This window comes from Streptomyces odonnellii (assembly GCF_000981895.1).
GTDB lineage: Bacteria > Actinomycetota > Actinomycetes > Streptomycetales > Streptomycetaceae > Streptomyces > Streptomyces odonnellii.
Map to the genome: position 1 here is coordinate 1 of NZ_LATD01000342.1, position 11134 is coordinate 11134.

Below are 11134 nucleotides of genomic sequence, written 5' to 3' on the forward strand. Positions count from 1 at the left end.
GCCTGTGACCACGCAGACATCATCGCCCCGACCACCCGTCCCGGCCCCGACCACCCCGTCCCGACCACCCCGTCCCGACCACCCAATTTCGCCCCGCAAATCGAACTCGGTTCTCACCGATTCATCCGGACGCGAAAGAATCCCCCATATCACACCCCACATCCGGATTAGGCCGTTCCGTTAACGTCAATTAGCGACGAACGGTGACGGACCGCATGCGTTATGTGATGTGCTGGAGCCTGGCGCTTGTATCAAAAACGGCCGTACCACCCGATGTGGCTCGGCGGCTCGGAGGAGGGGGCGCGATGGGGGCGGACCAGATCCGGCGATGGGAATCGGGCGCTCTCGCCCATGCGGTGAGCGACCCGTTCGGCCAGGGCCCGCTGCCCTGGCTGCGCGGCAGTGAGAACTATTTCGACGACACCGGCCAGCTCGTCCCCTGGTACGCGGACCCGACCCTGGGCCGCGGCCGCAGCGGAGGCCCCCGTACCGCGGACGACGTGCGCCGCCAGATCAAGGGCTTCGCCTCCACCGGCGCGGTCGCGCCCGGCGAGGCGATCGACTTCCATGTCACCGTCGACCCGCCTCAGCAGTTCTCCGTCGACATCTACCGGATCGGGCACTACGGCGGCGACGGCGCCCGCAAGATCATCACCAGCCCCCGGCTCTCCGGCATCGTCCAGCCGCCGCCGCTGACCGCCGACCGTACGGTCTCCTGCCACCACTGGTGGCTGTCCTGGCGGCTCCAGATCCCGTCGTACTGGGCCCTCGGCGCCTATGTCGCCGTCCTCACGACCGCCGACGGCTACCGCTCCCACATCCCCTTCACCGTCCGCGACAGCCACCCGGCCGATCTGCTCCTCCTGCTCCCCGACATCACCTGGCAGGCGTACAACCTGTACCCCGAGGACGGCCACACCGGCGCCAGCCTTTATCACGCCTGGGACGAACAGGGCCTGCTCCTCGGTGAGCAGGACGCCGCCACGACGGTCTCCTTCGACCGCCCCTACGCGGGCGCGGGCCTGCCCCTCCATGTGGGCCACGCGTACGACTTCATCCGCTGGGCCGAGCGGTACGGATACGACCTCGCCTACGCCGATACCCGCGACCTGCACGCGGGCCGGGTCGACCCCACCCGGTACCGCGGCCTGGTGTTCCCCGGCCATGACGAGTACTGGTCGATCCCCATGCGGCGCACCGTCGAGCTGGCGCGCGAGCAGGGCACCTCGCTGGTCTTCCTCTCCGCCAACACCCTGTACTGGCAGGTGGAGCTGGGCCCGTCGGCCTCCGGCGTCCCCGACCGGCTGCTCACCTGCCGCAAGCGCCGGGGTCCGGGCCGCCCCGCGCTCTGGCGTGAGGTGGACCGGCCGGAGCAGCAGCTTCTCGGTATCCAGTACGCGGGCCGGATCCCCGAGCCGCACCCCATGGTCGTACGGAACGCCGATCACTGGCTCTGGGAGGCCACCGGCGCGGGCGAGGGCGACGAGATCGACGGGCTGGTCGCGGGCGAGGCCGACCGGTATTTCCCGCGCACCGCGCTCCCCGACCACCAGGACCGCATCCTGCTCGCGCACTCCCCGTACCGCGACAGCGAGAACACCCGCCGCCACCAGGAGACCTCGCTCTACCGCGCCCCCTCCGGCGCGCTGGTCTTCGCCTCGGGGACGTTCGCCTGGTCCCCGGCGCTGGACCGGCCGGGCCATGTGGACACCCGTATCCAGCGCGCGACCGCCAACCTCCTGGACCGTATCTGCAAACGCGACTGACCCTTACGGCCGGTTCGAGCCGGGCATGGACAACGTGCTGCGGCAGGCGGCTTCGATTCGCGACGACGGCGTGTTCACCGGCACCGTCGCCGCCGACCGCGAAGCACCGACGGCCGCCACCCGGAACATCGCCGCAGCGGCAGCCGGCCTGCTGCTCGACCGCTCGTGGACGGGGACGGGCGAGGTCCCGGTGCTGGGCCCCGAGTCCCTTTCGGCGAACGACATGGCGCACATCATGTCCGACGTGCTCGGCCACCCCGTGCGCTCCAAGGACGACGGCCTCGACGACGGCGTGCGGCGCACCCCTCGCACCGCGAGCCCGACAACCTTCCGCGAATGGTGCGCAGAGGTCCTGAAGCCTGCGGTCCAGGCATGAACGCCAAGACCGCTCTCACCGCGGGGCGCCCCACACTGCAGTGCCGCGGGCGGTCAGGTCACCGGCCGGTGCCGGTCACCGGTTGCCTGGCGGAGTGCGGCCTGTAGGCGGTCCCGGACCGCGGTCTGGGCGGCGATGCGTTCGGTGAGGACCGCCAGTCGCTCCGCCGCGACCCGGATGCCCTTGTCGGACGGCGGCGCGGTGGTCACGTCTCCGTCCAGGCACGGCAGGAAGACCCGCACGTCGTCCAGGGTGAGCCCGGCGACCAGGAGGTGGCGGATGTTGCGGACCCGTACCACCGCCCGCTCGTCGTAGACGCGGTAACCATTGGGGGCCCGCTCCGAGGCGATCAGCCCCGCCTGCTCGTAGTGCCGCAGCGCACGGGCGGTCGCCCCGGTCGCTTTGGCCAGCTCACCGATCCGCACCCGCCCCGCCCTCCCGGGTGCAACTCCTATCACGCCACGACCGCCCCGCCGTCGACGGGGAGTACGACGCCGGTTACGAACGACGCGGCTGGTGCGGCAAGCTGGGTGATCGCCCAGGCCACCTCCTCCGGCCGGCCGATCCGGCCCAGCGGGGTGTGTGCGAGCTGCCACTTTCGTACCGCGGCCATGCGTTCCGATGTCAGTCCCTGGTGCTCGCCGATCGGGGTGTCGATCGCGCCGGGCGCGACCGCCACCACCCGGACCCCGCGGGGCGCCAGCTCGACCGCCCAGCTACGGGTCAGCAGCTCCAGCGCGGTTTTGGTCGCCGCGTAGACGGAGCTGCCCGGCCAGGCCCGCTGCCCCACGGACGTACTCACGTTGACGATCACTCCGCCGGACGCCTCCAGGGACGGCAGCGCGGCCTGGGACAGCAGGATGGGCGCGATCAGGTTGGTGGCGATCTGCGGCTTGATCATCTCCGGCGCGAGCGTGCCGAGGGCACCGCTGCGCACGATGCCGGCGTTGTTGACCAGCACGTCCAACCGGCCGTGCAGCTCCAGCGCGGTCCGGACGATCAGGCCGGGCCCGCCGTCGGCGGTGATGTCGGCGGTCAGCGGGGTGATCCGGTCGTGCCCGTCGGCGGTCTCGTCGAGTGGCTCGGCGCGTCGGCCGACGGCGAGGACATGGGCGCCCCCGGCGGCGAAGGCGCGGGCGGTGGCCCGGCCGATCCCGGTGCCGGCCCCGGTGACGACGACGATCCTGCTGACCTGAGGTGCGGTGCTGCTGTCCATACGGTCATCGTTCAACCCTGCCGCCGGCGGCAAGGTCAACCGGCCTGGAGGACGAGCGCGGCGGCCACGTGGTCCTGGAGAGGGAGGCCGTCGCGGTTGACGGCCTGCCTTAACAGGGCGAGCCGCCGGTGCGGAGCGAGCGGGGTCGGGTTGCTGGTGGAGCCGCACCTGCCGGTTGCTGGTGGAGCCGTACCTGCCGGGCGGGCCTCCCCGACCCCCCGGGAGCTGGGCCTTCCGGCGTACGGGAGAATCGAGGCGATCTCCCGAACCGGCCTGGACCGGAGAAACCGGAGAGTCGGACAGAACCACGGGGAGGAACCGTGTCCGGATTCGTCGAAAAGCCCGAGCCCCTTCAGGTGCCGGGTCTGGTGCATATCCACACCGGCAAGGTGCGCGATCTGTACCGGAGCGAGGCGGGCGACCTCGTGATGGTCGCCAGCGACCGCATCTCCGCCTATGACTGGGTGCTGCCCACCGAGATCCCCGACAAGGGCCGGGTCCTCACCCAGCTCTCGCTCTGGTGGTTCGACCGGCTCAGCGATCTCGTACCCAACCATGTGATCTCCGCCGATGTCCCCGCCGGCGCCCCCGCCGACTGGGCCGGCCGCACCCTCGTCTGCACACCCCTGCGCATGGTCCCGGTGGAGTGCGTCGCCCGCGGTTATCTCACCGGCTCGGGTCTCGTGGAGTACGCCGAGTCCCGTACGGTCTGCGGAGTCACGCTGCCCGAGGGCCTGTCCGACGGCTCCGAGCTGCCCGGCCCGATCTTCACCCCCGCCACCAAGGCCGCCGTCGGCGACCACGACGAGAACGTCACATACGAGGAGGTCGCCCGCCAGGTCGGCGCGGAGACCGCCGCGCTGCTGCGCCGGACGACCCTCGATGTGTACAACCGGGCCCGCGATCTCGCGCGCCTGCGCGGGATCATTCTCGCGGACACCAAGTTCGAATTCGGCTTCGACGGTGACCGGCTGGTACTCGCGGACGAGGTGCTGACCCCGGACTCCTCGCGTTTCTGGTCGGTGGACTCCTGGGAGCCGGGGCACCCGCAACCCTCGTACGACAAGCAGTTCGTACGCGACTGGCTGACCTCGCCGGCCTCCGGCTGGGACCGCAAGAGCGAGCAGCCGCCGCCCGCACTGCCGCAGGAGATCGTCGAGGCGACGCGGACGAAGTACCTGGAGGTGTACGAACTCCTCACCGGCACCCCATGGCGGTAGGCGCCGCGTACCGGTAGCGATACCGGTACGCGGCGGTACGAGCCGAGGCGGTACGAGCCGACACGAGCCGGAACGAAGAGGCCCCCGGTCACCTGGACCGGGGGCCTCTTCGTATCTCTCCTGAGCGGACGACCAGGTTCGAACTGGCGACCTCAACCTTGGCAAGGTTGCGCTCTACCAACTGAGCTACGTCCGCGTGCGCCGTAACGCGAGTGCCACTATACCCCAGCGAACCGCTCAGTCCTTCCGGTGTGGCCGCTCAGTCCTTCCGGGCCGCGCCGTCCGAGATCAACAAGGTGGACATCATGCCCTTGTCCTCGTGATTGAGAATGTGGCAGTGCAGCACCGTCTTTCCCGTGTAGTCCAGGAAGGCGGCCCGCACCACGATGTTCCCGCGAGGCGGCACATCCACGGTTTCCTGGTATCCGTAGAACGGCACGGGCTTCCCGTTCGTACTCATCAACTGGAAGTCGTTCGTGTGCAGATGGAACGAGTGCACCTCGTCGCTGTTGTTCTGAACCGTCCACTCCTGCACGGTGTTCAGCTTTGCCCGGAAATCAATGCGATCCGGGTCGAACTGCTTGCCGTTGATGTAGAACTCCGTACCCGCCTCGTTCTCCGTGTACGTGATCGTCTTGCGGGCCGCGATCTTGGCGTCTGCCAGATCGATTGCCGGCGCGAAGGTCGCGGGCAGTTTCTCGCGGGGCACCGGCTCGCCGCGCGAGACGACCGTGGCGAGCGTGGCCTCCGGGAACTGGTTGCCCGCCGGGCCCGTGTTGTACGGGAGTGTCTTCAGCTCGGTCGTACTGCCGGCCGGGCCGCCCTCCACCAGTACATCGAAGCGCGAGGCGGCCGGCATGATGATCGAATCGACCGAGTAGATCTTGGTGACCGGGTTCCCGTCCCGCGCGATCACCCGGAACCTATGGCCCGGCAGCGCCACCTTGTAGAAGATGTTGGCGCCGATATTGGCGATCCGCCAGAGCTGCGTCTCGCCGGGCCGGATCCTGATGACGGGGTTGAGCTGGCCGTTGACCACCCGGGTCGTGGGCGCGCCGATGCTGAGATCCTCGGTCTTGATCTGGTCGCCCTGGATCTGGAAGTCCTTGAGCGCGACGGTGCGTTCGGTGATGTTCCGCAGCGGCGCCGGCAGATACTGCTTCAGCCCTTCGACGACGATGATGCCGGACATGCCGCCGGCGGTCTGCCGGGCGGTGATCGGGTGCGCGTGCGGGTGGTACCAGTACGTTCCCGTCGCCAGATTGGGCGGGAACTGGTAGGCGTAGTGGTATGTCTCGCCCGGTTTGATCATGACGAAGACATTGTCGGAGTGGCCGCTCGGCGAGACATGCAGGCCATGGACATGCACATTCGTCATCTGGTCGATCTCGTTCACCAGCGACACATCCATGCGGTCGCCGGGCCTGATCCGCAGGGTCGGCGGCATGTACTGCCCGTTGTACGTCAGGGCCCAGAGCCGGCGGCCGGCGAGTTCCACCTTCTTGCGCTCGACCACGATGCGGGTGCGCAGGAATCCGTTCTTGCTCACCACCTGTGCGGGTTCCCGCAGCGGATCGCCCGGCGGGACCGGGGACGGTGCCGAGGCGGCGGGCGAAGGTCCCGGCGACTGCGCCTGGGATCCGGCCGATCCTCCCGGATCGCTTCCGCAGCCCGCCAGCAGGGCGAGGAGGGCGAGAAGTGCCCCGGCCAGGGTCCTGGTTCGCATCACGTTCTCCGGTCTGAGGTCGCGGTCTGCCGGGCCCGCGAAGATCCGCCGGACGGAGCCTAGGTGATTACGGGAAATGCCCGTATTGCAACTGTTCATCCAGGCTCGTCCTGGCCCATCCCGGCCCGTGGTGGTATTCGCCGATCATTCTGGCGTGAGACATTCACCACTGAGGCCACCGACTCGCTGGTCAATCGAATCCGCGAAACGGCGATCAATCCGCGCATGCGGTGACGCCAGTGCGTACTGCGACGGCGGTGCATACAGAAAAGCCCGGCTGGTAAACCCAGCCGGGCGTCTGTCCGGATCAAGCGAACCGGATCAATCAATTTCACTGGAGCGGACGACGAGATTCGAACTCGCGACCCTCACCTTGGCAAGGTGATGCTCTACCAACTGAGCCACGTCCGCACACCCACCACCCTACCTGATCCACTGAGGTGAACCGGAGAGCGATGCAGAGCGGGTGACAGGAATTGCACACTGCGCCTCCCCCTTGGAAAGGGGGCGTTCTGCTACTGAACTACACCCGCACGCTCTGCGAGGCGCTTGCCTTTCGGCCTTGCCCCTCGGCGTGGTCCAGACTCTAGCCGATCAAAGGGGGTGCTGTGCAACTCCGTGCGCCACCGCGTCGTCCGGCCGGGCTCCGCGGGCCCGCCCCCGGAGCCCGGCCGTCTCCCGGCCAGGCCGCCGCTTCTCAACTCGCTTCGCGGAACGCCTCGTACACCCGCTTGGGGATACGGCCGCGCGCCGGCACCTCCATCCTGTGCGACTGGGCCCAGGCGCGGACGGCCGCCGGATCGGGGGCGAGGGCGGTGTGCCGATAGGTCGTCAGGGATTTGCCGTTCTTGCTGGCGTTTGTCTGCTTTCGGCCCGCCGCCATGAACGGCGCCAGGGCCTTGCGCAGTTTCTTTGCATTGGCGGGATTGAGGTCGATCTCGTACATCTTCCCGTCCAGGCCGAACGTGACCGTTTCCGACGCTTCTCCGCCGTCGATGTCGTCGGAGAGTGTGACCACTACGCGCTGAGCCACGGATATCGGTCCTTTCCTGCGGTACCGCCCTGCCCGGGCCGTCTGGGAAACACGGCTGACGTGCGGCGATGCCGGCCTTCCGGCTGTTAACTGGGGACTTCGGGGCCAATGCTGCTTTCCGCTGTATTCCTTTGTACAGCGGTGGGCGGCGCATTGTGAAGCCCAGCCAATTGCATCAGCGTGTCCCATGCAATAGGGGGCCGCGATTTGGCCTGGATTTTCCCCGGCGTTGCCCGGTGTCCGAAGTCGGGTCATGATCTGTGAACGAGTCGGTCTACCCGCGTAGATTTTCCGGCCCGGTACGCTGAGGGAAGCGCGGGGGGTCTGGGGGATTCCCCGGGATCCGGGGCATTCGCCCGGAGAACACAGCAGCAGAACCAGCCGCACCACACCACCGGGAGTGCCAGTGGCACGCGTCGTAGTCGACGTCATGCTCAAGCCGGAGATCCTCGACCCGCAGGGACAGGCAGTGCAGCGCGCACTGCCGCGTCTGGGTTTCGACGGGATCGCCGATGTCCGCCAGGGAAAGCGCTTCGAGCTGGAGGTGGCGGAGCCGGTCGACGCCGCCGCTCTCGCCCGTATCCACGAGATGGCCGAGACCTTCCTCGCCAACACCGTCATCGAGGACTTCATCGTCAAGGTGGAGGAGGCGTGACGTCCCGTATCGGAGTCGTCACCTTCCCCGGCACCCTGGACGACCGGGACAGTCTGCGCGCCGCCCGGATCGCCGGGGCCGAGGCCGTACCGCTCTGGCACCGTGACAAGGACCTGAAGCAGGTCGACGCGGTGGTCCTGGCCGGCGGTTTCAGTTACGGCGACTATCTGCGGGCCGGGGCCATCTCCCGGTTCTCGCCGGTGATGGAAACGATCATCGAGCAGGCGAAGGCCGGGCTTCCGGTCCTCGGGATCTGCAACGGCTTCCAGATCCTCACCGAGTCGCATCTGCTTCCCGGGGCGATGCTGCGCAACAACCATCTGCACTTCATCTGCCGAGACCAGAAACTGCGGGTGGAGAACGCGGAGACCGCCTGGACCGCGGACTATTCGGCGGGCCAGGAAATCTCCGTACCCCTCAAGAACATCGACGGCCGGTACGTCGCCGACGAGCGCACGCTCGACGAGCTGGAGGCCGAGGGCCGGGTCGCCTTCCGCTATCTGGACGGCAACCCCAACGGCTCGCTCCGGGACATCGCGGGCATCACCAACGCCGCGGGCAATGTCGTCGGGCTGATGCCGCACCCCGAGCACGCCGTGGAGCCGCTGATCGGTACGGGCCGTACCGACGGCCTGGGATTCTTCACCTCGATCCTGAAGAAGCTGGTAAGCGCCTGATGACCATCAAGACCCTCGACACCGTCAAGCACGCCGGCGGCACGCCCGAGGCCGAGCAGCCCTGGAAGGACCTCGGCCTCAAGGAGGACGAGTACGCGCGGATCCGCGAGATCCTGGGGCGCCGGCCCACCGGCGCCGAGCTGGCCATGTACTCCGTCATGTGGTCCGAGCACTGCTCGTACAAGAGCAGCAAGGTCCATCTGCGGCAGTTCGGCGAGAAGGCACCGGCCAGCGACGCGATGCTCGTCGGCATCGGCGAGAACGCGGGCGTCGTGGACGTCGGCCAGGGGTACGCGGTCACCTTCAAGGTCGAGTCGCACAACCACCCCTCGTACATCGAGCCCTACCAGGGCGCGGCCACCGGCGTCGGCGGCATCGTGCGCGACATCCTCGCCATGGGCGCCCGGCCGGTCGCGGTCGTGGACCCGCTCCGCTTCGGCGCCGCGGACCACCCCGACACCAAGCGGGTGCTGCCCGGGGTGGTCGCGGGCATCGGCGGGTACGGCAACTGCCTGGGCCTCCCGAACATCGGCGGCGAGGTCGTCTTCGACGCCTGCTACCAGGGCAACCCGCTGGTCAACGCCGGCTGCATCGGTGTGATGAGGCACGAGGACATCCACCTCGCGAAGGCCTCGGGCCCCGGCAACAAGGTGATCCTGTACGGCGCGCGCACCGGCGGCGACGGCATCGGCGGGGTGTCCGTCCTGGCCAGCGAGACCTTCGAGAGCACCGGCCCGGCCAAGCGCCCGGCCGTGCAGGTCGGCGACCCCTTCCAGGAGAAGCTCCTCATCGAGTGCACCCTGGAGATCTTCGGCGAGAAGCTCGTCGCCGGGATCCAGGACCTCGGCGGCGCCGGCCTCTCCTGCGCGACGAGCGAGCTGGCGTCGGCCGGCTCCGGCGGTATGCGGGTTGAGCTGGACACCGTACCGCTGCGGGACGCGACCCTCTCGCCCGAGGAGATCCTCATGAGCGAGTCGCAGGAGCGCATGTGCGCGGTGGTCGAGCCGGACAAGGTCGCACGGTTCATGGAGATCTGCGAGAAGTGGGATGTCATCGCCACCGTCATCGGTGAGGTGACCGAGGGCGACCGGCTGGAGATCTTCTGGCACGGCGAGCAGATCGTGGACGTACCTCCGCGGTCCGTCGCCCACGACGGCCCCGTCTACCACCGGCCGTACGCCCGGCCCGAGTGGCAGGACGCGCTCCAGGCCGACGACGCGAGCAAGCTGCCGCGCCCGGCCACCGCGGCCGAGCTGCGGGAACAGGTGCTGAAGCTGGTCGCGTCGCCGAACCAGGCGTCGAAGGCGTGGATCACCGACCAGTACGACCGTTTCGTCCAGGGCAACACCGTGCTTGCGCAGCCCGAGGACGCCGGGATGGTCCGGATCGACGAGGAGTCGAATCTGGGCGTGGCCATGGCGACCGACGGCAATGGGCGGTACGCGAAGCTCGACCCGTACGCGGGCGCGCAGCTCGCGCTGGCGGAGGCGTACCGCAATGTCGCGGCCTCCGGCGCCAAGCCGCTGGCGGTCTCCGACTGTCTGAACTTCGGTTCGCCCGAGGACCCGGGCGTGATGTGGCAGTTCGCGGAGGCGACCCGCGGGCTGGCGGACGGCTGTCTCCGGCTGGGCACGCCGGTGACCGGCGGCAATGTCTCGCTCTACAACCAGACCGGCGAGACGGCCATCCACCCGACGCCGGTCGTGGCGGTGCTCGGCGTGATCGACGATGTGAGCCGGCGGACGCCGATCGCGTTCGAGGAGGAGGGGCAGCTTCTGTACCTCCTCGGTGACACGCGCGAGGAGTTCGGCGGTTCTGCCTGGTCACAGGTGGTGCACAACCACCTCGGCGGGCTGCCGCCGGCGGTGGACCTGGACCGGGAGAAGCTGCTGGGCGAGATCCTGATCTCGGCGTCGCGCGACGGCATGATCGACGCGGCGCACGATCTGAGCGACGGCGGTCTGATCCAGGCGGTCACGGAGTCGTGCCTGCGGGGCGGCAAGGGTGCCCGGCTGGTCGTACCGGACGGGCTCGACACGTTCACCTTCCTGTTCAGCGAGTCGGCGGGCCGCGCGGTGGTGGCCGTACCGCGCAGCGAGGAGCTGCGCTTCACGGACATGTGCGGGGCGCGCGGGCTGCCGGTGACACGGATCGGCGTGGTGGACGGCGAGGAGATCGAGGTCCAGGGCGAGTTCGGGATCGCGCTCGGGGAGCTTCGGACGGCGCATGAGGCGACGATTCCGGGGCTGCTGGCCTGAGGGTTTCCGCTTTCCGGCCGATTTCGGCTGACTCCGGTTGAGCCCCCGTCCGATGACTGTCCGGTCATCGGACGGGGGCTTCGGCGTGGCCGGCCGCACGCGGAACTCGGTCGGCGTGCGGAGGGACACATACGACAACGAGCCCTACGCCCACCATTGGTTCGAAAAACACATCCCCGCCCCACCCCGACCACCTCTGGATACGGA

Annotated in this window: 9 protein-coding genes, 3 tRNA genes and 1 pseudogene; 6 read left to right on the top strand and 7 right to left on the bottom strand. The window is 68.9% G+C overall.

What is annotated here, in order from left to right:
- Positions 1-305: 305 nt before the first annotated feature.
- Together WH07_RS28530 and WH07_RS28535 are read left to right on the top strand one after the other, a co-directional pair.
- On the top strand, positions 306-1766 hold the full coding sequence (locus tag WH07_RS28530) for a N,N-dimethylformamidase beta subunit family domain-containing protein (protein ID WP_046506065.1): 1461 nt from the start codon (positions 306-308) through the stop codon (positions 1764-1766).
- Between the two features lie 25 nt (positions 1767-1791).
- Positions 1792-2142 (top strand): annotated as a pseudogene (locus WH07_RS28535) (NmrA family transcriptional regulator); the annotation flags it as partial.
- A gap of 53 nt (positions 2143-2195) precedes the next feature.
- Here the strand turns inward: WH07_RS28535 and WH07_RS28540 are convergent.
- On the bottom strand, positions 2196-2567 hold the full coding sequence (locus WH07_RS28540) for a MerR family transcriptional regulator (RefSeq protein WP_046506070.1): 372 nt from the start codon (positions 2565-2567) through the stop codon (positions 2196-2198).
- 29 nt (positions 2568-2596) lie between these two features.
- Positions 2597-3358, bottom strand: coding sequence for an SDR family NAD(P)-dependent oxidoreductase (locus WH07_RS28545; protein ID WP_046506073.1), 762 nt, complete (start codon positions 3356-3358; stop codon positions 2597-2599).
- A 320-nt stretch (positions 3359-3678) separates the two neighbouring features.
- On the opposite strand from WH07_RS28545, the gene WH07_RS28550 reads away from it, so the two are divergent.
- On the top strand, positions 3679-4578 hold the full coding sequence (locus tag WH07_RS28550) for a phosphoribosylaminoimidazolesuccinocarboxamide synthase (RefSeq protein WP_046506075.1): 900 nt from the start codon (positions 3679-3681) through the stop codon (positions 4576-4578).
- 123 nt (positions 4579-4701) lie between these two features.
- On the opposite strand, the gene WH07_RS28555 is transcribed toward WH07_RS28550, so the two are convergent.
- The 5 genes from WH07_RS28555 to WH07_RS28575 all read right to left on the bottom strand — a co-directional run bounded on the left by WH07_RS28555 (position 4702) and on the right by WH07_RS28575 (position 7337).
- Positions 4702-4774, bottom strand: a tRNA-Gly gene (locus WH07_RS28555).
- Positions 4775-4837: 63 nt separating this feature from the next.
- Complete coding sequence (locus WH07_RS28560; RefSeq protein ID WP_046506077.1) at positions 4838-6304, bottom strand: multicopper oxidase family protein; 1467 nt, start codon at positions 6302-6304, stop codon at positions 4838-4840.
- Positions 6305-6639: 335 nt separating this feature from the next.
- Positions 6640-6715, bottom strand: a tRNA-Gly gene (locus WH07_RS28565).
- 50 nt (positions 6716-6765) lie between these two features.
- Positions 6766-6837, bottom strand: a tRNA-Gly gene (locus WH07_RS28570).
- Positions 6838-7001: 164 nt separating this feature from the next.
- A complete protein-coding gene (locus tag WH07_RS28575; protein WP_079023629.1) occupies positions 7002-7337 on the bottom strand; it encodes a histone-like nucleoid-structuring protein Lsr2 in 336 nt (111 codons plus the stop codon).
- Between the two features lie 406 nt (positions 7338-7743).
- Here WH07_RS28575 and purS point away from each other — a divergent pair, with 406 nt between their 5' ends.
- Genes purS through purL form a run of 3 tightly spaced genes read left to right on the top strand, consistent with a single transcriptional unit; the run spans position 7744 to position 10927 of the window.
- On the top strand, positions 7744-7992 hold the full coding sequence (purS, locus tag WH07_RS28580) for a phosphoribosylformylglycinamidine synthase subunit PurS (protein ID WP_046506082.1): 249 nt from the start codon (positions 7744-7746) through the stop codon (positions 7990-7992).
- Positions 7989-8669, top strand: coding sequence for a phosphoribosylformylglycinamidine synthase subunit PurQ (purQ, locus tag WH07_RS28585; RefSeq protein WP_046506083.1), 681 nt, complete (start codon positions 7989-7991; stop codon positions 8667-8669). The genes purS and purQ overlap by 4 nt, the downstream gene beginning before the upstream one ends.
- Complete coding sequence (gene purL / locus WH07_RS28590; protein ID WP_046506087.1) at positions 8669-10927, top strand: phosphoribosylformylglycinamidine synthase subunit PurL; 2259 nt, start codon at positions 8669-8671, stop codon at positions 10925-10927. The genes purQ and purL overlap by 1 nt, the downstream gene beginning before the upstream one ends.
- The last annotated feature ends 207 nt before the right edge of the window (positions 10928-11134 follow it).